Annotated in this window: 26 protein-coding genes; 6 read left to right on the top strand and 20 right to left on the bottom strand. The window is 34.5% G+C overall.

The window, feature by feature from the left end:
- Positions 1-20: 20 nt before the first annotated feature.
- The 20 genes from J6D32_RS06375 to J6D32_RS06280 all read right to left on the bottom strand — a co-directional run bounded on the left by J6D32_RS06375 (position 21) and on the right by J6D32_RS06280 (position 17,801).
- Positions 21-695: a hypothetical protein gene (locus tag J6D32_RS06375; RefSeq protein ID WP_287467408.1), complete on the bottom strand. Its 675-nt coding sequence runs from the start codon at positions 693-695 to the stop codon at positions 21-23.
- A 343-nt stretch (positions 696-1,038) separates the two neighbouring features.
- Positions 1,039-1,545, bottom strand: coding sequence for a P-loop NTPase family protein (locus tag J6D32_RS06370; RefSeq protein WP_006783221.1), 507 nt, complete (start codon positions 1,543-1,545; stop codon positions 1,039-1,041).
- A 99-nt stretch (positions 1,546-1,644) separates the two neighbouring features.
- Positions 1,645-2,214 carry a GNAT family N-acetyltransferase gene (locus J6D32_RS06365; RefSeq protein WP_006783222.1) on the bottom strand — a complete coding sequence of 190 codons (570 nt, stop codon included), beginning with the start codon at positions 2,212-2,214 and terminating at the stop codon, positions 1,645-1,647.
- Positions 2,215-2,803: 589 nt separating this feature from the next.
- Positions 2,804-3,286, bottom strand: a complete 483-nt coding sequence (locus tag J6D32_RS06360; RefSeq protein WP_006783223.1) for a GNAT family N-acetyltransferase — start codon at positions 3,284-3,286, stop codon at positions 2,804-2,806.
- A 667-nt stretch (positions 3,287-3,953) separates the two neighbouring features.
- Positions 3,954-4,880: a tetratricopeptide repeat protein gene (locus J6D32_RS06355; protein ID WP_006783224.1), complete on the bottom strand. Its 927-nt coding sequence runs from the start codon at positions 4,878-4,880 to the stop codon at positions 3,954-3,956.
- Positions 4,881-4,901: 21 nt separating this feature from the next.
- Complete coding sequence (locus J6D32_RS06350) at positions 4,902-5,411, bottom strand: metallophosphoesterase (protein ID WP_006783225.1); 510 nt, start codon at positions 5,409-5,411, stop codon at positions 4,902-4,904.
- Positions 5,412-5,420: 9 nt separating this feature from the next.
- Entirely contained in the window at positions 5,421-6,014 is a 594-nt protein-coding gene (locus J6D32_RS06345; protein ID WP_006783226.1) for an XTP/dITP diphosphatase, read from the bottom strand.
- Between the two features lie 14 nt (positions 6,015-6,028).
- Positions 6,029-6,739, bottom strand: coding sequence for a ribonuclease PH (gene rph, locus J6D32_RS06340; protein WP_006783227.1), 711 nt, complete (start codon positions 6,737-6,739; stop codon positions 6,029-6,031).
- A 52-nt stretch (positions 6,740-6,791) separates the two neighbouring features.
- Complete coding sequence (locus J6D32_RS06335) at positions 6,792-7,802, bottom strand: GerMN domain-containing protein (RefSeq protein WP_006783228.1); 1,011 nt, start codon at positions 7,800-7,802, stop codon at positions 6,792-6,794.
- Between the two features lie 138 nt (positions 7,803-7,940).
- Complete coding sequence (locus J6D32_RS06330; protein WP_006783229.1) at positions 7,941-9,038, bottom strand: 3'-5' exonuclease; 1,098 nt, start codon at positions 9,036-9,038, stop codon at positions 7,941-7,943.
- A gap of 188 nt (positions 9,039-9,226) precedes the next feature.
- Entirely contained in the window at positions 9,227-9,439 is a 213-nt protein-coding gene (locus tag J6D32_RS06325) for a helix-turn-helix domain-containing protein (RefSeq protein WP_006783230.1), read from the bottom strand.
- Positions 9,440-9,566: 127 nt separating this feature from the next.
- Positions 9,567-11,348 (bottom strand): excinuclease ABC subunit UvrC, encoded by a 1,782-nt coding sequence (gene uvrC, locus J6D32_RS06320; protein ID WP_006783231.1) that lies wholly within the window; start codon positions 11,346-11,348, stop codon positions 9,567-9,569.
- Between the two features lie 306 nt (positions 11,349-11,654).
- Positions 11,655-12,110, bottom strand: coding sequence for a DUF4362 domain-containing protein (locus J6D32_RS06315; RefSeq protein WP_009606220.1), 456 nt, complete (start codon positions 12,108-12,110; stop codon positions 11,655-11,657).
- A gap of 123 nt (positions 12,111-12,233) precedes the next feature.
- The gene (gene rbfA, locus J6D32_RS06310; protein WP_006783233.1) at positions 12,234-12,587 is read right to left on the bottom strand and encodes a 30S ribosome-binding factor RbfA; all 354 of its coding nucleotides are present in this window, start codon (positions 12,585-12,587) and stop codon (positions 12,234-12,236) included.
- A 32-nt stretch (positions 12,588-12,619) separates the two neighbouring features.
- A complete protein-coding gene (gene infB / locus J6D32_RS06305) occupies positions 12,620-14,719 on the bottom strand; it encodes a translation initiation factor IF-2 (protein WP_006783234.1) in 2,100 nt (699 codons plus the stop codon).
- 15 nt (positions 14,720-14,734) lie between these two features.
- On the bottom strand, positions 14,735-15,037 hold the full coding sequence (locus tag J6D32_RS06300; protein WP_006783235.1) for a L7Ae/L30e/S12e/Gadd45 family ribosomal protein: 303 nt from the start codon (positions 15,035-15,037) through the stop codon (positions 14,735-14,737).
- Positions 15,038-15,046: 9 nt separating this feature from the next.
- Positions 15,047-15,319 (bottom strand): RNase P modulator RnpM, encoded by a 273-nt coding sequence (gene rnpM / locus J6D32_RS06295; protein ID WP_006783236.1) that lies wholly within the window; start codon positions 15,317-15,319, stop codon positions 15,047-15,049.
- A gap of 27 nt (positions 15,320-15,346) precedes the next feature.
- On the bottom strand, positions 15,347-16,402 hold the full coding sequence (gene nusA, locus J6D32_RS06290) for a transcription termination factor NusA (RefSeq protein WP_006783237.1): 1,056 nt from the start codon (positions 16,400-16,402) through the stop codon (positions 15,347-15,349).
- Between the two features lie 15 nt (positions 16,403-16,417).
- Complete coding sequence (gene rimP, locus J6D32_RS06285; protein WP_006783238.1) at positions 16,418-16,885, bottom strand: ribosome maturation factor RimP; 468 nt, start codon at positions 16,883-16,885, stop codon at positions 16,418-16,420.
- Positions 16,886-17,054: 169 nt separating this feature from the next.
- Complete coding sequence (locus J6D32_RS06280; RefSeq protein WP_006783239.1) at positions 17,055-17,801, bottom strand: TrmH family RNA methyltransferase; 747 nt, start codon at positions 17,799-17,801, stop codon at positions 17,055-17,057.
- Between the two features lie 153 nt (positions 17,802-17,954).
- Here J6D32_RS06280 and J6D32_RS06275 point away from each other — a divergent pair, with 153 nt between their 5' ends.
- From J6D32_RS06275 to J6D32_RS06250, 6 genes are all read left to right on the top strand, one after another.
- Positions 17,955-18,158, top strand: coding sequence for an alpha/beta-type small acid-soluble spore protein (locus J6D32_RS06275; RefSeq protein WP_006783240.1), 204 nt, complete (start codon positions 17,955-17,957; stop codon positions 18,156-18,158).
- Between the two features lie 83 nt (positions 18,159-18,241).
- The gene (locus J6D32_RS06270; protein ID WP_006783241.1) at positions 18,242-18,424 is read left to right on the top strand and encodes an alpha/beta-type small acid-soluble spore protein; all 183 of its coding nucleotides are present in this window, start codon (positions 18,242-18,244) and stop codon (positions 18,422-18,424) included.
- Positions 18,425-18,499: 75 nt separating this feature from the next.
- On the top strand, positions 18,500-18,697 hold the full coding sequence (locus J6D32_RS06265; RefSeq protein ID WP_006783242.1) for an alpha/beta-type small acid-soluble spore protein: 198 nt from the start codon (positions 18,500-18,502) through the stop codon (positions 18,695-18,697).
- 125 nt (positions 18,698-18,822) lie between these two features.
- Complete coding sequence (locus J6D32_RS06260; RefSeq protein ID WP_006783243.1) at positions 18,823-19,038, top strand: alpha/beta-type small acid-soluble spore protein; 216 nt, start codon at positions 18,823-18,825, stop codon at positions 19,036-19,038.
- 948 nt (positions 19,039-19,986) lie between these two features.
- Positions 19,987-21,519 (top strand): ABC transporter permease, encoded by a 1,533-nt coding sequence (locus tag J6D32_RS06255; RefSeq protein ID WP_006783244.1) that lies wholly within the window; start codon positions 19,987-19,989, stop codon positions 21,517-21,519.
- Positions 21,520-21,535: 16 nt separating this feature from the next.
- Positions 21,536-22,213 carry an ABC transporter ATP-binding protein gene (locus J6D32_RS06250; RefSeq protein ID WP_006783245.1) on the top strand — a complete coding sequence of 226 codons (678 nt, stop codon included), beginning with the start codon at positions 21,536-21,538 and terminating at the stop codon, positions 22,211-22,213.
- Positions 22,214-22,376: the final 163 nt, after the last annotated feature.

Raw genomic sequence — 22,376 nt, 5'->3', positions numbered from 1 at the left:
AGAGATGCCACCGATGCTGATTAATGAAATAAATACTGATCAAAGCTACCTTTAAAAATGATTTCACTTTTTTCATTGAATAACGTGTATTCGTAAGCGTTAGAATTAAAGGAATAATAGGGTGACATTTGAATATTAAACGTTTCATCAATCGTTATTCTTTGCTTGGTTTTGGCCGGAAGATTAAACGCTTGATTAATTATAACATCTTTCATTCCGACTGCCTCTTCCACAAACGTTGGCATTGTAATAGTTAAGTAAAACCATTGTTCTTCATTTGAACAGTTTTTCAGTTCTAGTTGTCCCTCTAACTTAAGCTCTGTTTCACGGCCATTCACAAATACATGAGATTCCTGACGATTTAAATAAATCGAACTTAAATCAGATGAAAAGCTTTTATACAGTTGGACAGTGAGATTTGCAGTATGAGTGCTAAGATTCAAAAACAAAAAAGTCGCTATGATACGTCGCCATCTTGTTTTGAAAAAAGCATTCTCTTTTTGGAGATTAAGCTGTTTAAAACAGGTATAAATAATGATCATCAAAAATATTCCGGCATAATGAAATGACCAATTCGCCCCGTGTAGCGGAACAAAAATTCGGTCGACACATGTATCCGGTATTTCATTGCTAGAGCCGGCTAAGATAAACATTAGAGCTAATATCACATAACAAATAACTTGTTTTTGATTCATTCCCATCCCCCTTTATCTTTTATTTATCCTCATCACATAATACCATGTTTTAGAAAAAAATTCATTCTATCCTTAAATAGTTTCTATTGATTATAGAAGCTATTCTTTTTATAGATTAAAAGGATAGCCAATGGCTATCCTTCTTGTTTGAACGCATGATTAATCGTAAAACTTAGGACATCTTAACTTGATGTGATAACAATTAGAAATTAACCAATTCGCTGACGTTAGCAACAAATGGTTTGTTCTCCATACAGGCCATTATAAAGAGCTAAATTTTTCTCTCCTGCTCACAAAATCCTGTCGTTTCAGCGTCTCCTGAATGAGGTTCCAATCCGATTTTTCATCCAATCATCTCTTTAAGAAACGTGGCACCTTCTTTTCGATTACGAAGAATAATCACGTTTTTATCAGATTGTTCACTTAATAGTTTTAAGTAGCGTTCTCGATTATTTTGGTTAAAGTTCCATACGAATTTTAAAAATTCGAAATCAAGTCTTTCAGGACAATTCCCCCCCATATCAGAACGAGTTTTTCCATAACCTTTGATAACACGTTTTAAAACTCCTAATAAGCACGTCCACCTTGAATAATCTAAGTAAATCACCGTATCACAATATTCTAGACGCATTGGAATCGTTCGATTGTAATTGCCTTCAATAATCCATTCTTCTTTTTGTAACTCTTCTAATAGTAACGAATCAAACGTCTCTTGCGGAACACATTCCCAATTTCCACACCAATTTAACACATCTAGATGAACAAGTGGTAATTTTAGTTTTTTAGCGAGTTGTTTTGATAAGGTTGATTTCCCGCTACCGCAGCATCCAATTACCATAATTTTTTTCATTTTTTCTTCCTCCAAGTAAGTAAAATGATGAAAGTTTCCCCTCATCTCTCATTGAAAATGATCATTCCTTATCCTAATCGCTAATCATTGGTTCTCAAATTAAAACTGCTTCTCATCATATTCCTCTTTTAAAATCGAATAATATTTACAGTCGACGAGTTGTCCTGCTTGATTTTTTGAAATTTTACGAAGTGTTCCTTCATAGGTAAGACCGCATTTTTCCATCACGCGTCCAGAAGCCGGATTTAACACATCATGACGCGCAGTTAGACGAGCAAAGCCAATCTCTTCAAACGCTAGTTTAATTAAGCCATTAAAAGCTTCAGTTACAATCCCCTGATTCCAATAATCACGACTAATACAATATCCCACTTCAGCATTTTCATCATGATTATTAATATTGAATAAACTCAAACTTCCAATCACTTCACCTGTTTTCTTTAACTCGATTGCCCATTGATAGTAGTCCTTATTTTTATACCCCTCTACCCACATCTGTAAAATGGTCTTCGTTACGAAAATATCGCTATGCGTTGGCCACGTTAAATATTTTGTGACTTCATCGTCTGATGCCCAGTTTTGATACATCATAGACGCATCGCTGATCTTGAATGGTCTTAAGATTAACCTTGGTGTTTCAATCACTTTTGTTCCTGTATGATTTAACATTCTATCCCTCCTCTGATTTTCCTTATTATACCATATAAGTTATCCACACACATTATTAAAACACGATAATTCCCATTCTCAAAAGACTTATTGCCGTCATTTAATGGAAATGATATTTGATTCGTAAATGAAAGCTAAGATCTTCTTTTAATGGGACTTTTCTTTGATAAATGCGATGAATCATGCTAAGTTCGTAACTCTGACTCCTTGATACCTCATAAAACAGAATCATTTGTTCAGCTTTTCAATCTTTTAACTTCACTCCATAGAAGTAAGATTCACGTTTCATATTTTTGGGTAACTAATGGATATTATTTTCGAATCACTATAACCCCCATTTTTAACCAACTGAAAAGAAGTACCTCCCTCATCAAATGCTTTAATTTCATCCTAACAGTCTATGCTTTTGAAGTAGGCCTTAAATCTCATTCTGAATAAATTCCACCCTTAAAGTTATCCATACCTATTATAAAATAAACAAAAAAACACCTCTAGGAAAGAGATGTCTGCTTAAAATCATTCATATGAGAGAGGGTCTATGATTCGACAATCTAACGATTCTTTCTAGTTAAGATTAGCGTCCACTTAATTAACAATTTTCATCGTCATGTTCATATTTCATGACATAAAACTCCCCGAGTCCTAAGTAGGTTTCTTGTTTCTTTTTCTCAATAATCTTAAAATTTTGTGACTGGTAGCATCTAATGGCACGTTCATTCCAAGTTCGTACCTCAAGTAAAAGTGGCAAATTAGCATGGCGCTTTTGGCTCTCCTTAATGGCGTACGCAATGATATCTCGTCCAAAACCTTGATTACAATAATCAGGGTGCACGCCCATGCCAAAGAACACATGATCCTCTTCACAAAGTAAGTTAATAAAACCGATGAGCTCACCCTCCTCCTGCGAAAATCCTAAGAAACGTTGACGTTTCACTGCATCGCAAAGTGCGTAGTTTTGCGCCTTCATCTCATCCCAAGTTGGTAAATTATAAAGAGCATACTTTCCCTCATATCGCCAACTTGCAATCACTTTTGCTTGATCTTCTGTTAAAGCATGAGTCATTAGTTTCATTTTTTCTCTCCTTTTTCATTGAATTATTCTCTCTTTTTAGAAAAAGACGGCTTTCATAAACTCGCATTCTAGCAGGTTGAGTTCATCCATTTTTTCTAATGTCTTATGTTTTTCATAACTTACCTATCTGACATTAATCTCATAGCCATCCTCTTGAAACCTCAACCTCGTATCATGCGTCTGATTACTTTTAATATAACCACTCGCACCGACATTTACATCATACTTTTGATGTGAATGATCATAGAAAATCAAATCAGTATCAATCTCTTTAAATAACCCATCTAACGTCTGTGGTGAGTTATCCTTCTCAATGGCTTTAAAGGTTCCATCTTCTTACATAGCATCATGCATGAGGGCAACTTTTTAATACTCCCATAATGACCTGTAGTGCTGGCAGGTTTCTATGGCAATCAGATAGAACGACAAAATTCATGTTTCCCCTCCATTTATTTTACTTTTCTATTTTTATTCAGAAACGATTCAAATTATAACCGATATTTCGAAGTAAGCCTTCTCATATTTTACTTCTTTTCGTTCATGTTTTAAGACTTTACCCTCAAATAGCATTATCATCTAACTTGCCAATTCCATAACCTGTTACGATTCATTTATCCACAGCTATTATGACTGAGAATAAAAAAATAAGACCGGTAAAAGAACGGTCTTATTTCACACTAAAAGCATTTTGATAGGCTGGCATTTGACGAACTTGTACCAGTTCGTCATCCTTTTCCATGTATTCTAATAAGCTTGGGCTCAGTTGATTAGCAATGATTAAATCTTCAAGTGCTGCTTCTTTGTTTTCCATTAACGCATAGCAACAAGCACGATTATAATATAAAACGGATACATTTGGATTATATTGAATCCCTTCTGTATAAATTTTAATACTTTCTAAATAGTCATGATATTCTTCTTTATATAAAATAGCTAAATTTAAATAGGTAAACGAATACTCAGGATTACTTTGCAGCGACTTACGGTAATAGCGAATCGATTCTTTGACTTGATTTAACTTACGACAAACGACTCCTAAATTAAATAATGCCGTGTAATCTGTTGGATCAAGACTATAGGCTTTATAAAAATAATGGTAAGCTTTTAAGTTTTGATTTTGAGCTTCATAAATACATCCCAGATTAATATAGGCATAAAAATAGTTTGGATCAAGTTCTAGTGTCTTTTCATAATGATAAATCGCTTTTTCAATTTCATCTGTTTCGTCATAAATGTTAGCTAAGAAAAAATGTGCTGCTTCGTATTCTGGATCAAGCTCGATTGTTTTTTGATAATAATAAATTGCTTTTTCATACTCTTCATCATCATCATAGATCGTAGCGATTCCATAATAAGAGGTTGGAAATTCACTGTCGATTTTAATCATCTCATAAAATAATTCAAGTGCTTTCTTACGATCATCGATTTCATCATATAAAAATGCTAAGTCTAACATTAAATCTAAATCTTCTGTCCCAAATGATGTATGGTAGGCATTATTAAAATGCTCTAATGCTTTCAAAACATTTCCTAATTCTAAATAATGCGAAGCCACCGCTTTTTGATTTAGATAATATTGATAATTTTCCTGCATTAGACCCCCTACCTTTCTTTTCTATCGTTTAAAGCTTTCTTTGACTAATACTTTACCACTTTGAACTTCATGATAGCTCAGTTCAAATGAAGTCTCACTAATCTCTAGTAAGGCATATGTTTTTTCTTTTGTATTTCTTGGTAAGACAACACTTCCAGGATTCATAAATAAAATGCCGTCTACCATTTCTGCCCCGATGCAATGAGAATGACCATAACATACGATGTTAGCATCCAATTCTCGTGCACGATAATAAAGTCTTGTTAATGAATATTTAACGTCGTATAGATGCCCGTGCGTTATGAATAAACGAGCACCAAGTGTAAGAGGTTCGATGCGTTCTTTTAATAAGTTTTTATCAAAATCACAGTTTCCTAAAACACTCAGATATTCGTTTAATAACGGATGATTTGCAGGTAACTGCGAATCTCCACAGTGAATAAGTAGGTCAGCGTCTAAAAGGTGGCGCTCACGTATTAATGATAAAGCGTTTGTATCGCCATGGCTATCACTTACAATGACAAGTAACATATCCGTCTCCTACATTAAATCCATTAAGACATTTTCTAACTTCTTGAAGGCATCCGCACGATGACTTAAGACGTTTTTTTCGCTTTTTGGAATCTCGGCCATTGTTTTTTGGATGGATGGTAGATAGAAGATTGGATCGTATCCAAACCCTTCGTTTCCTTGGCGATGTGTTAAAATTTGACCTTCACACTCTCCTCGAACGACGTATTCTTCACCATTTTCTGTGACAAGAGCAAGGGCACAAACGAAACGGGCACTACGATTTTTTTCTTCTATCCCTTCAAGCTCTGTTAAGACTTTATCAATGTTTTTGGCGTCATCACGATCTTCTCCAGCATAACGAGCACTATAAACACCTGGGCGTTTATTTAAGGCATCAACTTCTAGCCCTGAGTCATCTGCAATGACTAATTTTTTATATTTTTTTGCTATTTCACGCGCTTTGATTAAGGCGTTTTCTTCAAATGTCTCACCATTTTCCTCGATTTCAGTGACGTCACCTAAATCGAGTAATGATTTAACTTGAATGTTATAACGATTGAAAATATGTTCAAATTCTTTTGCTTTTCCACTGTTTTGTGTCGCAATGATGACTTCTTTCATGTTTTAGTCTCCTATTAACCGATTTGTTTTTGAGCTTCAATTAATTGTTTAATTCCTTGGCTTGCAACGTCAAGCATTTGTAATAACTCAGCATGTGAGTACGTCGCCTCTTCACCTGTTCCTTGGATTTCAACAAATTGTCCGCTCTCAGTCATGATCACATTCATATCGACTTCTGCACTTGAATCTTCTTCGTAGTCTAAGTCTAAAATGACTTCACCATCTTTGATTCCAACTGAGATTGCCGCTAAATGTTCTTTAAGAGGAGATTCTTTTAAAACACCTTCTGCTACTAATTTATCGAAAGCTAATTTCATTGCCACAACTGATCCTGTAATAGACGCTGTACGTGTTCCACCATCTGCTTGAATCACATCACAGTCAATCCAAATCGTACGTTCACCTAGTTTTTCTAAATCAACAGCGGCACGTAAAGAACGACCGATTAAACGTTGAATTTCCATCGTACGACCTGATAATTTTCCACGAGCTGATTCTCGAACATTACGTGTATTCGTCGCGCGTGGTAACATAGAGTACTCAGCTGTAATCCAACCTTTTCCCTGTCCTCGCATAAAAGGGGGTAATTTATTTTCAATCGTTGCAGTGCAAATCACTTTTGTGTTTCCAACTGAAATTAAAACAGCTCCTTCTGGATGCATAATATAATTTGGAATGAATTCGACGGGTCTTAGTTCATTATTTTTACGTTCATTAGTTCTCATGTTTTATCACCTGCTTGTTGTTTTGAAACTGTCTTATTCATTATAACATATTCTATTTTGATATGGCGTCATTTACAGGTTCAAAAATATTACGACTTGTTGGAATAGCAACTGAACGTAAAGTATCATCAACAATTTTTGAGTTTCCATCGATTAAAACTGAGACAGCTTCAATTCCATCGAATTCTGTTAAGGTCATGACTAACTGTTCATGCATTAAAGAAGAAACAACGGTTTGGTTATTGTCATAGTATAAATCTGAACTAAAGTTAAGCGTAATGACTCCATTTTCAATCACTGGTTCTGTCATTAATGTCGTTTGGTTATCAAAGACGCTGATATACTCACCCCCCACTGATCCCTGGATTAATGAGTCGATGGCATAATTCACTGGATCTACGCTACTAGGGATTAATCGTGTGACTGGAACAAGTAATCCGTTTTGAGTGTCGTCTGTCATGAAATATAGCGTCACTAGTTGTGTGTTATCTAAATTATTCGTATCCATTTCTAGGTTTATTCCCATTTGGCGAGTCAGACCACGTTCAACAGCTAGGGTTCCATTTAGATTGGAAACGGGTTGTCCATCAATTTCAAATTTAACACGATCTACACCTTCAAGGCTAGTAAAGCTCCAGACTAAAGATTCAACAACTTGTTGCTCTTGACTAGCATCATAGTTAAGGAATTCTTTTGATAAATCTAACGTTAAGGTTCCATCGTTTAGGGTATAGTCATTTAGCACAGTCATCGGTGAAATCAAAGATGTCGTTTTAAGTGGTAATTGATTTGATTTAATGGTTAATAAATCGAATACCGCTTGAACTTGATCTGTTTCTTCCCCTTTTTCAACATATGTTTTAACCATGTACCCTGAATCATGAAGAGCGTAAACTTCGTAACAGTCTTCACTGATTTCACTTGTTTGTAATGTACTTTGTTGATTCGTAATGTTTTGAACTAAGTTTTTGGTCGCTGGGTCTTCTCCACTTTTTGTTAAGTAATAGACGAATGCCATGGCTAAGACTGGTAGTGTCAATTTTTTCAACCAATTCGTTTTCATTGCTTTCACCTCGCTTGAATTTATATCTAACTATATGAGGGTATAAAAAAAAAGATAACCATTCTATCCATCAAACCAATGAGTCGTGAATACTTGTCATTTCCTCATTTGTTTTGATAAAAAGTTATCTTTTTTGAACTAACCTAAGCGATTATTCATGATATTTTGATAGTTTTCCTTAAATGGATACTGCTCATTCGCCAAAATAATCGATTTAAACTTATAAAAAATATTATGTAAAACTAAAGCATCGACAATCGCATCATGAATTTGCGTCCCAGTTAAAATTTCATAACTTCGAATGGCATTATATAGCCCAATATCTTGCCCGATTTGGTAATATTGTCGATGAATGCGTTGTAGGTCGATTAATTGATTGGTCTCAAATAAAGGTTTTACTCCATTAATCACATATGAGTTTTCCAAAATAAATCCATCAGAAACACCCCATACAATAAATAATGGGTTATATCGTGCAATGACTTCTTTAATGTAACCATAAAACTCTAAATAAGTAATGCCATATGCGACAGATGCATCTGTAATTTTTAAAAATTCTTGTGTTTTACCTGAAATTTGTGGGAAGATTGTTGGTTTTACATACGCTGAGAATTTTTCCACGAGATTTCCCTCGGCATCGGCTATGATTAATCCAAATTGAATAATTTCCGGTATGAATTTAGTTCCACGATATTCAGGTCCACTCATTGAAAATTCTAAATCTAAAAAGGCATAAAAAGGGGAGTCCATTAATAAATTAATGGTCTGTCTCAATTCATTTTTGACTTGTTGAGGATTCGCCATCTTTTTACGTGGATCACTTTTGATTCCTGTAATCACAAAATAAGATGCTTTTCCCAGTTTAAATTCGGTTGGATTATAAGAAAAATGCATAAAATCCCCTGGTTTAAAGTGACGTTTCACCAGTTCTAAGTATCGATGTGGCACGTAAAAATGTAAAAGTTGTCCATCGGTGTGCAAAGAAATTCGAGGAATTGATAAATTCATCGACTGAATTTTTCCTTTTAACTCTTTGGTTTTTTGAACGACTAATTCAAGATGATTAATCATTCCCGTTTGGTTTAAGCTATACTGAACGGTTTGTCCAATCATTGAGTTGGTCACATGTAATTTATTTTCATAAGAAAAACACGTTTCATTAATCCATATTTTATAGTCATTCATATTTATTTTTAAAATAACTCCGGTATGTCCGAGCATGATTACCACTTCCATCAAACAAATTCATCATCTTAGAAAAATATGATATTGTTATCACTTAGCGTGATTTCTCTATTCCCTTTTATTATAATACACTTTTTGGCTTTAATCTACTCGCGTTCAAACCTTTTTAAAGGAAGTGAATGATAATCCATCTATTTTAGTGGTAATGAAAATCACCACCAGTAGCTGGTGGTGATTTTTTATAACTCAATGACACCCAATTTCAAAAGCTCAATAATGGCCTGTGAGCGTCCTTTGACATTTAATTTTAGAATAACATTTGAGATATGATTTCTAACTGTTTTTTCACTGATTTTCAATTCTTCAGCAATTTCACTTGTTGTCATATTTCTAACAAGTAAATTGAAAATTTCTTGTTCACGTTTAGTTAAAATTGACTGACCTTTGTTCAACCTTTCTACCCCCATTCTTTTGAGGTAGTCATTATCCTCGAGCGATACGGCTCTTAAGTGAGCCTGTATCTAGTATATCTTATGTTTTTGTAGGGGAATAGTGATATAAATTGAGTGGTCCAAGTGACTATTTTTTCTGTATTTCTTCGGCGATAAACGTCTTAATTCTACGGATGACTTCAGCAGGAAAGCCAAGTTTTAAATACTCTTGTTCATCTGCTTCGACCATTCGTTCAAGTGTTCCAAAATTTTGAATTAATAATCGTTTACGTTTCGGCCCAACACCTGGAATTTCATCTAAAATAGACGTTAGCGTTCGCTTTTGAGCCGACTGATGATGAAATCCAATGACAAAGCGATGGACTTCATCTTGAATACGCGTTAAAAGTTGGAAGACATTTGAACGTGTCGGAAGTTTTATTTCTTCCATATCACGCCCATCTAGTAAGAATGATGTTCTATGTTTCTCATCTTTAACCAGTCCAACGACGGGGATGGTCATATTTAAGGAAGAGAGAACCTCTTGTGCAATAGCCACTTGTCCCTTTCCACCATCAATAACAATTAAATCTGGGGCTGGCAAATCTTCATTTAATACTTTAAAATAACGGCGATAAATGACTTCTCGCATTGCTTGATAGTCATCTCCATCCGATGTTGTTTGAATTTTATATTTTCGGTATTGTTTTTTATCCGGGCGTCCATCTGTAAACACAACCATCGCTGAGACGGCATCCATCCCCTGATGATGGGAGTTATCGAATGCTTCAATTCGATGTGGTGTTGGAATATTTAACACTTCTCCTAACCGTTCAACTGCTTTTAAGGTTCTCTCTTCTTGTTTTTCAATTAATTGGAGTTTTTCACTTAATGCCATTTCAGCATTTTTCATGGCTAGTTCAACTAATTCTTTTTTATCACCAATTTTTGGAACAATGACTTTGATATCTAATAATTGACTTAATAACTCTTGATTGAGTGTTGCTGGAATAAAAATTTCTTTCGGTTTTAAATTATTGCCTTGATAAAAGCGACCGATAAACGTTAAAACAGCTTCCTCTGTATCTTCAATGCCATCAAAAATAGACACTTCACGTTCAATGACCTTTCCTTGACGAATGAAGAAAACTTGGACACAAATTAATCCATTCATCGTATAATATCCAAACACATCTCGATCAATAAAATCATTCATCGTCATTTTTTGTTTCTCAACGGTCGCTTCAATGTTCGCGATTAAATCTCGGTATTCTTTCGCTCGCTCAAATTCTAACTTTTCAGCTGCTTCTTCCATTCGACTCACTAAATCTTTTTTAACATCGGAATAATCACCTTTTAAAAAACGTGTAATTTGTTCAATATACGGTTTGTAGTCTTCTGGTGTTATCTTAAATTCACAAGGTGCTAAACATTGATGAATATGATAATATAAACAAACCTTTTGAGGAATCGTATGGCATTTTCGTAACGGATATAATTTATTTAATAACCGAATGGTTTCATTCGCGGCACGAGCATTGGGATATGGACCAAAGTATTTACCTCCATCTTTTTTAATTTTACGGGTTGTCACTAGGCGAGGATGGACCTCGTTTGTAATTTTAATATACGGATAATGTTTATCGTCCGTCAACATGATATTGTACTTTGGATCATATTTTTTAATCAGATTGATTTCAAGAACTAGGGCTTCGAGTTCACTAGAGGTAATAATGTATTCAAAATCGACAATTTCACGAACTAATCGTGCTGTCTTCCCATTATGAGTTCCAATAAAATAAGATTTAACGCGATTTTTTAAACGTTTCGCTTTTCCAACATAGATGACTTGTCCTTTGGCGTCTTTCATCAAATAACAACCAGGATTCATCGGAAGGATGGCTAACTTATCTTTAATTAATTGATTCATTCAGGTCCCACCTTTTAATTCTACTAAAAAATCCTAGGATTTCGATAGTTTTTATACTAACAAAGATTCTAGGATTAGTCTATCTTGAAATAGAGATATAATTCATAAATAAATTAAGAGTCTTAGTTGCTAAATCTTTTTGGTAATAGGGTCCCACCACACGATTTATTTCCATCTTTGGTGGGGTGACATTGTATAGGGGATACCTGCCTACGAGGTGCTATCCTCAACCAATAGGGGCATAAACTAAACATTGTCTAAGTTTGAAAAACTTAGTTGGACTTATATCTCCGAATATGTTAATGATTATTTCAAATTATAAGCTAAAAACGGACGTTCTTCATTTTCATTTACTAATTTATAAATCACTTGATTTCCTTTTAAAATCTTTTTAATGGATTGATAGATTTTAATTTTATATTCCTTTCGTCCTTGTTCATCTTGAGCAATATCATAATAAAGCTTCAATTGATTGTTCTCAAAGATTAATTCGTATAAATCAATGTTATGTTGAGAATGGACAATCGCAATCGTCATTTCATCATCGATTTCTCGTCGTATATTTTTATAAAATTCTTCTAGTCTTGCTAAGTTAATAATGGTATCACCTTGCTGAATGACATCTCCAGCTTCTGTTCCGACTACTATATCATATGATGATACCGTGATAGCAGATGAATCAAATTCTCCATTTATAAAGAACCAACTAAATCCTGCTAAAATGATACTAATACAAATCCCCATAATTATTTTTTTCGCCATTTTTTCTCACCTATTTTGTCAGTTATCATGTTATTTTATCATTTTTTCGATGTCGAAAACAAGGGAATCTTAAGTTTTAAACTATAAAAAAGGTGCCTTCTAAAAGAAGGCACCTTTTCATGACTACATTTTACCTTGACGACGTAACTCATTTAACATCGTGTCAATTTTATTACCATATTCAATTGATTCATCAATTTCAAAAATCAATTCAGGCACTTTACGGATTGATAATCGTTTACTTAATTCTGAGCGGATAAATCCTTTTGAGCGAATTAATGCTTTAGTCGCAGCTTCACGACGATTTTCTCCACCAAGGACTGAATAGTAAATTTTACAGAATGATAAGTCATTAGTCACTTCTGCTCCTGTAACTGTTACAAATCCTATTTTTGTATCTTTAATCTCGTTCATGATGATATCAGTTACATCACGTTCGATTTGTTTTGAAATTTTCTGCACTCTAATGCGTGACATCCAAATCACCCTTTTTATCTAAAATACAATGACTAAGCGCGTTTTACTTCTTCCATAACGTAAGCTTCGATGATATCTCCTTCTTTGATATCATTGAAACGGTCGATTGTAATTCCACACTCGTAACCGTAGTTAACTTCTTTAACTTCATCTTTGAAACGTTTTAATGATCCTAATTCACCTTCAAAAACAACAATTCCATCACGGATAACACGTACGCTTGCGTTACGAGATACCGATCCATCCGTTACATAACATCCTGCAATTGTTCCAACTTTTGAAACTTTGAATGTTTGACGAACTTCTAACTGTCCTGTTACTTTTTCTTCGAATACTGGATCTAAAAGACCTTTCATTGCTGCTTCGATTTCATCAATTACTTTATAAATAATTGAATGTAAGCGAATATCTACTCCTTCAGCTGCCGCTTGTTGGCGAGTTGCTGCTGATGGACGAACGTTAAATCCAATAATGATTGCTCCTGAAGCTGATGCTAATGTTACATCTGTTTCAGTAATTGTTCCAACTGATGCACGAATAATGTTAATTTTTGCACCTTCTACATCAATTTTTTGTAATGAACCGCTTAATGCTTCAACTGAACCTTGAACGTCACCTTTGATGATTAAGTTTAATTCTTTTAACTCACCCTCTTGAATTTGAGAGAATAAATCATCTAATGAAACAGCCTTACCAGCTTTGTTTCCAAGTTCACGAGCATTAGCTGTACGTTGTTCTGCAATTTGGCGGGCTTCTTTTTCACTTGGGAATACCATGAAGCGATCTCCAGCTTGTGGCACATCATTTAATCCGGTAATTTCAACTGGAGTTGATGGTCCCGCTGCTTCAATACGTTTATTTAAATCATCTACCATCGCACGAACACGTCCATGAGTGTTACCTACAACGATTGAATCTCCAATACGTAATGTTCCATTTTCAACTAATAATGTTGCAACTGGTCCACGACCTTTATCAAGTTTCGCTTCGATTACAGTACCTGTCGCTAAACGTTTTGGATTCGCTTTTAACTCAGCCATTTCAGATACTAAGTTAATCATTTCAAGTAATTCATCAATTCCTTCACCTTGTAATGCTGAAAGACGAACGAAGATGGTATCTCCTCCCCACTCCTCAGCAAGTAAGTTGAAGTTTGTTAATTCTTGCATTACGCGATCTGGGTTCGCTGTTGGTTTATCCATTTTATTAACCGCAACGATAATTGGAACTCCAGCTGCTTTTGCATGATCGATTGCTTCTTTTGTTTGAGGCATCACCCCATCATCTGCTGCGACAACAAGAACACAGATATCTGTAACTTGTGCTCCACGAGCACGCATTGAAGTGAAGGCAGCATGTCCTGGTGTATCTAAGAATGTAATCACATTTCCATTATGATTTACTTGGTATGCACCGATATGTTGTGTGATTCCTCCAGCTTCTCCAGTTACAACACGCGAGTTACGAATCGCATCTAATAAAGTTGTTTTACCGTGGTCAACGTGTCCCATGATTGTCACAACTGGTGGACGTTTTTCTAAATCTTCTTCTGAATCTTCTAAAACGATTTTTTCAAATTCAATCACATCTGTAAAGATTTTATCTTTAACTTCGAATCCAGCTTCTTCAGCTACTAATTCAACTGTTTCACGATCTAATGTTTGGTTAACTGTTGCCATCATTCCAAGCATTAATAATTGTTTTACGATTTCTCCAGTTGATTTTCCAAGACGTTCTGCTAATTCACCTACTGTTAAATCTTCACTATAGTAAACAATGTTTGCTTCAGCATCTTCTTTAACTGGAACGTTTGCGATACGATCGCTTTTTTCATTTTTAATTTTCTTTTGATTTGAACCTTTTTTCTTTTTAGTGATTTTTGGACGGTTAACTTCTAAATAATCATCGTATTTAAATAAATCGTCTGTCTCATTTGTTGTTTCTTTTTCTGTGTTGTTTACATCTTCGATTTTTGAACCTTGTTCGTTTTTAAAATTTTTATCTAGCATCAATATAACATCGTCTCCTAACACTGACATATGACTTTTTACTGAGATGTTGTTTTCTTCTAAAACTTGCAACACCTCTTTACTTGAAACATTAAATTGTTTTGCATATTCGTGAACCCTCATTATGTCACCTCTCTCTTATGCATTCATTTTCTTACTTAATGCTTTTGCAAAGTTGGGATTGGTAATTCCGACAACTTTTCGGAATTCCTTTCCTAAGGCATGACCTAATTCTAAGCTGTCGGCTTTTTGCACACATTCAACATTATAAAAGCGACATTTATCCGTTACTTTTTTAAACGTATTAGCTGACGTATCTTCAGCTAAGATAACTAAATGCACTTTTTTAGCTTGAATTGCCTGCACTACCATTTGTTCACCTGTGATAACCGCTCCTGCACTTAATGCTAAGCCAAGAAAACTTAACCACTGTTGATTCATTCACATCACCTATTTCATTTGCTTCCCTGCTAATTGCTCTAATTCTTCATAGATAGTCTCTGGGACTTCAACTTCTAAATGACGACTTAAAACATTTTTCTTTTTAGCTAAAGCGACAACTTCAGGTGTTAAATGAAGATAAACACCACGTCCATTTTTCTTTCCAGTTGGATCAACTGACACTTCGCCATCGGTTCCACGAACCACACGAATTAAATCTTTTTTCGGTTGTTGTTCACCTGTAATGACACACTTACGCATAGGGATTTTCTTTTGTTTCATTGAGCGACCTCCTTGCGCGATTTAGAATTATAATTCAATACCTAAATTATCTGCTTCTGATTCAGGTTTGATATCAATTTTCCATCCTGTTAATTGAGCAGCTAAACGAGCATTTTGTCCACGCTTACCAATTGCTAATGATAATTGGTTATCTGGAACAAGGACAACTGTTGCTTTTTTTGCTTCATCCACGACAACTTTTGACACTTGAGCTGGACTTAAAGCATTTGCCACTAATACAGCTGGATCTTTAGAGAATTGAATGATATCAATTTTCTCACCGTTTAACTCGTCTACAATGTTTTGAACACGTTGTCCTGATGGACCTACACATGCTCCTACTGGATCGACATTTTCATCTTCTGAAGCCACACAGATTTTTGTACGATCTCCAGCATCACGTGCAACAGACATAATTTCAACTGTTCCATCATAGATTTCTGGGACTTCTAATTCAAATAAGCGTTTAATTAAGTTTGGATCTTTACGTGATACATATACCACAGGTCCTTTATTTTTTGACTCAATTTTACTAATGTACACTTTAATACGAGAATTTGGTTTGATTTCATCTGGATTCATAATTTCACGTATTGGAAGTAATGCCTCAATTTTTCCTAAGTCTACAAAAACATGTTTCCCATCATCTTTTACAACAATTCCAGTTACAATTTCACCTTCACGATCTTTGAACTCTTGGAATAAGTTATCACGTTCTGCTTGACGAATACGTTGTTTCACGACTTGTTTAGCTGTTTGAGTCGCGATACGTCCAAAATCTTTAGGAGTTACTTCGAAGTTGATGATATCCCCTTCTTGATAGTGTGGATTTAATCGCATTGCTTCATCTAAGCTAATTTGTTCTTGTGGTCTTGTCACTTCTTCAACCACTGTTTTTTGTTGATATAATTTCACTGTTCCAGTGACTTCGTTAATCTCAACTTTAACATTTGTCGCTTGATTAAAATTCTTTTTATAAGCACTGATTAATGCATGCTCAAATGCCTCAATAATAATATCCTTAGAAATACCTTTTTCTTTTTCAAGTAATTCTAGAGCAGCAAAAAACTCTTTCGTATTCATCCTTTTTTATCCTCCTTAAAATTTAATCGCAAGACGAACCTTCGCAGCTTTATCATAAGGTATTTCAACTACCTTTTTACGTGTTTTCACTAAAACTTCAAGAGTTAAAATATCCTCTTCAAATTTTATTAGATGTCCTTCAAACTCTTTTTGTCCATCAATTGCTTTATACGTCTTTACATTAATATACGCACCAATTGATTCAGCAACGGCTTCTTTTGTTTTTAAAGGACGTTCAGCACCTGGTGATGAAACCTCTAACATGTACTCATCTTCAATATAATCATGTTGATCTAGTTTCTCGCTTAGTGCTTCTGCTACATCAGCACATTGATCGATGTCGATTCCTTCTGGTGTATCAACATACACGCGCAAAAAGAAGTTTTGACCTTCTTTTACATACTCAACATCAACTAATTCAACATTATTAGCTTCACAAATTGGTTTAACTAATTCTTCTGTTTTTGCAACGATATTTGACATTAGAATTTCACCGCTTTCAAACATTTTGACCATAATACAAAAGAGTGGGAAGCCCCACTCTTACACGCAATACTATGTGAAAATATTGTAACACAATTTATATCGAGAGTAAAGTATATGATGAATAATTGTGTTGTTCACTATTTAGTATGGGAAACATTCACCCTTATTATTGACGAAAACGATACATTATAATACTTCCAGCAATCGAAACATTCAAAGATTCAATATTTTCACTCATTTCAATAAAAATATTTCCATCTGTCAAACTTAATAACTCTTTTGAAACGCCACTTCCTTCATTTCCAAGAATGAAAGCCATTTTCATCGTTTCTTCTATTTCATTTAAAGGACGACCATTTTGAAGACTCGTTCCATAAATTCGAACCCCTTGTTCTTTTAATGATGTCACAGCTTCTTCTAAGTTTTGATTCAAAATAGGTAATTTAAAAATGGCACCTTGCGTTGAACGAATCACTTTCTCATTATATAAATCAACGCATCCATCTCCAAGAATGACTCCATCAAATCCAAATGCGACCGCACTTCTTAGTAATGTTCCTAAGTTGCCTGGATCTTGCACTCGATCAAGTAATAGCAAACGATGTTGGTTTTTAATGTTCATTGTTTTCATTTCACAGACAGCCATGATCGGTTGGGGTGTTTCGGTTGAAGCAATTTGGTCGAATAAATTTTCTTTTAAAAGATAAATATTTGAAACGGCATGATAATCTTCGTTTAAATGAAGAGTTGTTCCTTCTTTAACTAAGACTTCTTTCACGACATTCATTTTAATAGCTTCTAAAACTAAGTGTTCCCCTTCGACAATGTACTCAAGAGATTGGTATCGATATTTTTTTTGTTTTAGTTTCGCCCATTTTTTAAATTTAGGGTTATTATTTGATTCAATTAACATCTCATCACCTATTATATTGATTGTTTATTTAATTCGTCTTCTTTACTATACACTATTTTTGAATCTTACAACTGATTTTTTTAAAAAAATATTTATTTAAGTGTATTATTTTGTCGAATCTGCACAAATTATGATTGTCAGGAGGTGACAATCATGGCAAACCGTAATAAATTAGTGGTTCCTGGTGCTCAAGCTGCAATTGATAACATGAAAGCTGAGATTGCTAGTGAATTAGGTGTGACTTTAGGGGCTGATGCTACAGCTCGTCAAAACGGTTCAGTTGGTGGTGAAATCACTAAACGTTTAGTGAAACAAGCTCAATCACAACTTGGATCAAGCTATACTAACCAAAAATAGTTATGAATTTAATTTAAAGGTTTTGTTATTCAACTTCAATTGTCATTAAAGTTACAATTGATATCTATCGGGAGGTGCCCCCTATGGCTACTCGTAATAAATTAATCGTTCCTGGTGCTCAAGAAGCCGTGGATCAAATGAAATACGAAATTGCTAAAGAACTTGGTGTTAACTTTGGACGTACTGCAACAGCTCAAGAAAATGGAGCTGTTGGCGGTGAGATTACAAAACGTTTAATTGCCCAAGCTAAACAAAACTTAAAATAACCGGATTTAAATTTAGTTTTAAAGAAAAAGAAACAGAAGTATCATTCAAGATTACCATTACAGGAGGTTATTAATATGTCAAGTCGTAATAAATTAGTGGTTCCTGGTGCTCAAGCTGCTCTTGATCAAATGAAATATGAGATTGCTCGCGAATTTGGTGTCGAATTAGGTGCTGATACATCTTCACGTCTTAACGGTTCAGTCGGTGGTGAAATTACGAAACGTTTAGTTGCAATGGCACAGCAACAAATGAGTGGAACTTCACAAAAATAACGATTGGGCCAACGTTATTTTCTTTACTACTAAGCTTCTAAAAAATATGAATAAATTTCCATCGATAGATTCGTATGAATTTGTCGATGGATGGATATTATATTTATTGTCAGGAGGTGAACAACATGACAAACAATTCAAACAACTCATCAAACAAATTAGTTGTCCCATCAGCACAAGCTGCTATCGATCAAATGAAATATGAGATTGCTAGTGAACAAGGTGTTACTTTAGGAGCTGATGCTACAGCTCGTCAAAACGGATCTGTTGGTGGTGAAATCACTAAACGTTTAGTGAAACAAGCTCAATCACAATTAGGTGCTTCTCAAAACCAACAATAATTAAACTAGGTATACTGTTTCATGTCAAAGCGTCAAGGTCCGTTTTATCAAACAAGACTGTGAGGTCATAACATGAACGATATTCCGCCAACTTATTTAAATATCACGTCAAATTCTAATTAAACGTGAGGGATCAAGATGAATGCAAATCCGCCAAAGTTTTGATAAAATTATTACCGTGAAAAACACGAAAGATCCAGTGTCACAAACTCTTAAAGAAATGTGAGGGATCAAGGATGGAATCTAATCCACCAACGTTTTTGGAGTTGAATTTTCTTTAATTAGAAATTCTTGATTATGCACTTACTGTTACTCAATGTTTTGCAGTTTTTGTAGAATGTGAGGATGATGTTATGTTAGCTAATCCGCCAAAGTTTTAAGTTGTTATCACGATTTTATTATCAAAAATGCGAGGGATAAAACATGAAATCCAATCCGCCAACTTTAACAATTGATTCTAATAGACACTAAATCATCATAAATGAGGTGTTTCCGTTGTACTGATTAAGCACTAATTTGTTATAAATGTGGTGTTTGCTTCTGTACTATAAAACGCTAAATGAGCGTAATTGAGGTGTTTCCATTGTACCGTTTATTCACTGATTTATTATAAATGATGTGGTTGTGTATGATTTAACACTATAACGTAAATGAGGTGTTTCCGTTGTACTGGTTTAGCACTAGTTTGTTATAAATCTCGTGTATCAGTTAACTTTTGTTCAAACACTAAGTGATATGTTAAATGAGGTGTTTCCATTGAATCGATTTGTTACAATTAAATAAGTGATAAAGTAGCACTTCGGTGCTACTTTTTTAATTCTTAAGAATTTCTTAATTTAATGACTCAGACACGTTTCTAGCTACTCTTTATGATAAAATATAAAACAGATGAAATGGTAAGTTTTATTATTTTATCCATTATTTTTATTATAAAGGGGAGAACTATACATGGATTTTTTATTTCGTGCTTGGAAACAAAATATTCGTAAGCCGATGAAATCATTAATGATTTTTTTAGTTATGTTTGTCATTTCCAATCTCATCGTAACAGGAATTTTTATTCTTAAAGGGACTGAGAAGGCAACCAATGCAACACTTAGTCAAATGACTCCTATCATTTATTACACTCAAGATTATGATAGATATTGGCGTGCTCAAGAGCTTGGATTTGTTGACTCGGAAACAGATCCCATGCCAAACATTTCGCTCGAGACTGCCCTTGAAATTGGTCGTTCAAACGATGTGGAAGCTTTTGATTTAAGTACACAATCAACTGCTTTAATTCGTTCAATTAAGGCATACAAAGATCCTAATAGCCAAGGCGGGGGAAATTGGATTACAAGTACTGATTCAGAAGGAAATACTGAAACGTTCCAAGAACCAGATTACTATGAAATGTTAGGATCAAGTTCTAGTGAATTTAAAGTAGCCAGTGGAACGATTGAAATTGTAGATGGACGTGGAATTAATGAAGATGATGTCGCTAATAGCAATTATGTGCTAGTTATTGAAGAAAACCTTGCTAAAGCAAATAATTTATCTGTTGGAGATACGCTCCCTGTCGATTTCAAAATGGTTTGGGATGCTGAAGAAGCAGCACTTCCAAGTACAACTGAAAATGATTTTGAAATTGTTGGAATTTATCGAAATTTAAGTGCAGCCGACCAAAATGACACATGGATGACAGAACGTGTGGCGACTCAAATTTATGTGCCTTATAATGTCGCTTATGAGTTAAGTTTTGAAGTACAAAAGGAATCAATTCAAGAAAGTATTGCCCAGGGGTATTGGACACAAGAAGAAGCAGACGAATATTTAGAGCAATATAGTGAAGTTCAACCGAATACCATCGGTTATTTATTAAAAGATCCTCTAAAAGTGCGTGATTTTATCGAAGATAATACACGCTTATTACCTTCTGAATATCATGTTTTAAAAGTTGGGAATTCAACGTATGATTCAATTGCTAAATCAATTGATAGCATGACTCAAACGTCAAATTTAATTATTTACATTGTGTTTGGAGCTGGAATTTTAATCTTAAGTTTAATTACTTCATTAACGTTAAAAAGCCGTGAATATGAAATTGGGGTTCTATTATCTCTTGGTGAAAGTAAACTTAAAGTCATTGGTCAATTAATGAGCGAGTTATTAATTATTGCCTTAGTAGCCTTTAGCTTATCAATTGTTTCTGGTAATTTTATCGCTAAATACTACGGACAACAACTATTACAAACCCAAATGGAAAGCGCGATGACGCAATCAAATAATTTTAATATTTATGTTCCTGAGCAAATGTATAGTAACGAAAGCTCAACATTACAATATACTGACTTCGTCACAAGCTTTAATATTGAACTCGATCCAATTGTTTATCTTGAATTAATGGCCTATGGACTTCTAGTTGTTGCTGTTAGTACCTTTATTCCGATTATCTTCATCATGCGATATAATCCAAAAACTATTTTAACCATTCGATAAAGCGAGGTGCCTTATAATGTCTATCTTAGAGTTAAGAAATCTTTCTCATGCTTATGTTGACGGTGATATTCGCCGTATTGTCCTTGAAGATGTCAATTGTACGTTTGAACGTGGACAGTTTTATTCTATTTTAGGTCCATCTGGATCTGGAAAATCAACGTTACTCTCAATTGCAGCGGGACTTGACGATATCCAACAAGGCCAAGTGATTGTAGACGGAAAACCGATTCAAGAAATTGGTTTTGTGAAATATCGTCGTAATCATATGGCAATCGTATTCCAGTCTTTCAACTTGATTCCTTATTTAACAGCTGTTGAAAATGTTGAAATGGCGATGAAAATTACAGATAATGAAATGCCTAAAAATAAACGTGAAATAGCCTTAGGATTTTTAGAGAAACTTGGTATTTCAAAAATCAAAGCTCATAAATTTATTAAACAACTTTCTGGGGGAGAACAACAACGTGTCGCAATTGCTCGTGCGCTTGTTACCGGAGCTGATCTGATTTTTGCCGATGAACCGACTGGAAACTTAGATTCTCAAACAGAAGCAGAAATCTGTGACTTATTCCGTGTTTTAGCTCATCAATTTAATAAATGTATCATTGTTGTCACTCACTCTGACCGTGTCGCGCAGCATAGTGATGTTATTTATCGTATTGAAGACGGTAAAGTTGTCGTTGCGAATCAATAATAAAATTTAAAAAATCCCTTGATTTATCTTTTAAGGGATTTTTTTATGCGAAGAAAACTTTTTCTATTCTAAAATTTTAATTTAGTCCTTATTTCTGTTTTAGTAAAGGACTATTTTTAAGATCATAAAAAACTCCCTCGTGTGCGTGAGGGAGTTTTTTTAT

Source organism: Turicibacter sp. (genome assembly GCF_017941855.1).
GTDB classification, from domain to species: domain Bacteria; phylum Bacillota_I; class Bacilli_A; order MOL361; family Turicibacteraceae; genus Turicibacter; species Turicibacter sanguinis.
This window is presented reverse-complemented; position numbering and strand designations above follow the sequence as displayed.

Coding starts and splice junctions, on each gene's coding strand:
- J6D32_RS06375 (WP_287467408.1), bottom strand. CDS start 695: ATGAATCAAAAACAAGTTATTTGTTATGTGATATTAGCTCTAATGTTT.
- J6D32_RS06370 (WP_006783221.1), bottom strand. CDS start 1,545: ATGAAAAAAATTATGGTAATTGGATGCTGCGGTAGCGGGAAATCAACC.
- J6D32_RS06365 (WP_006783222.1), bottom strand. CDS start 2,214: ATGTTAAATCATACAGGAACAAAAGTGATTGAAACACCAAGGTTAATC.
- J6D32_RS06360 (WP_006783223.1), bottom strand. CDS start 3,286: ATGAAACTAATGACTCATGCTTTAACAGAAGATCAAGCAAAAGTGATT.
- J6D32_RS06355 (WP_006783224.1), bottom strand. CDS start 4,880: ATGCAGGAAAATTATCAATATTATCTAAATCAAAAAGCGGTGGCTTCG.
- J6D32_RS06350 (WP_006783225.1), bottom strand. CDS start 5,411: ATGTTACTTGTCATTGTAAGTGATAGCCATGGCGATACAAACGCTTTA.
- J6D32_RS06345 (WP_006783226.1), bottom strand. CDS start 6,014: ATGAAAGAAGTCATCATTGCGACACAAAACAGTGGAAAAGCAAAAGAA.
- rph (WP_006783227.1), bottom strand. CDS start 6,739: ATGAGAACTAATGAACGTAAAAATAATGAACTAAGACCCGTCGAATTC.
- J6D32_RS06335 (WP_006783228.1), bottom strand. CDS start 7,802: ATGAAAACGAATTGGTTGAAAAAATTGACACTACCAGTCTTAGCCATG.
- J6D32_RS06330 (WP_006783229.1), bottom strand. CDS start 9,038: ATGGAAGTGGTAATCATGCTCGGACATACCGGAGTTATTTTAAAAATA.
- uvrC (WP_006783231.1), bottom strand. CDS start 11,348: ATGAATCAATTAATTAAAGATAAGTTAGCCATCCTTCCGATGAATCCT.
- J6D32_RS06315 (WP_009606220.1), bottom strand. CDS start 12,110: ATGGCGAAAAAAATAATTATGGGGATTTGTATTAGTATCATTTTAGCA.
- rbfA (WP_006783233.1), bottom strand. CDS start 12,587: ATGTCACGCATTAGAGTGCAGAAAATTTCAAAACAAATCGAACGTGAT.
- infB (WP_006783234.1), bottom strand. CDS start 14,719: ATGAGGGTTCACGAATATGCAAAACAATTTAATGTTTCAAGTAAAGAG.
- J6D32_RS06300 (WP_006783235.1), bottom strand. CDS start 15,037: ATGAATCAACAGTGGTTAAGTTTTCTTGGCTTAGCATTAAGTGCAGGA.
- rnpM (WP_006783236.1), bottom strand. CDS start 15,319: ATGAAACAAAAGAAAATCCCTATGCGTAAGTGTGTCATTACAGGTGAA.
- nusA (WP_006783237.1), bottom strand. CDS start 16,402: ATGAATACGAAAGAGTTTTTTGCTGCTCTAGAATTACTTGAAAAAGAA.
- rimP (WP_006783238.1), bottom strand. CDS start 16,885: ATGTCAAATATCGTTGCAAAAACAGAAGAATTAGTTAAACCAATTTGT.
- J6D32_RS06280 (WP_006783239.1), bottom strand. CDS start 17,801: ATGTTAATTGAATCAAATAATAACCCTAAATTTAAAAAATGGGCGAAA.
- J6D32_RS06275 (WP_006783240.1), top strand. CDS start 17,955: ATGGCAAACCGTAATAAATTAGTGGTTCCTGGTGCTCAAGCTGCAATT.
- J6D32_RS06270 (WP_006783241.1), top strand. CDS start 18,242: ATGGCTACTCGTAATAAATTAATCGTTCCTGGTGCTCAAGAAGCCGTG.
- J6D32_RS06265 (WP_006783242.1), top strand. CDS start 18,500: ATGTCAAGTCGTAATAAATTAGTGGTTCCTGGTGCTCAAGCTGCTCTT.
- J6D32_RS06260 (WP_006783243.1), top strand. CDS start 18,823: ATGACAAACAATTCAAACAACTCATCAAACAAATTAGTTGTCCCATCA.
- J6D32_RS06255 (WP_006783244.1), top strand. CDS start 19,987: ATGGATTTTTTATTTCGTGCTTGGAAACAAAATATTCGTAAGCCGATG.
- J6D32_RS06250 (WP_006783245.1), top strand. CDS start 21,536: ATGTCTATCTTAGAGTTAAGAAATCTTTCTCATGCTTATGTTGACGGT.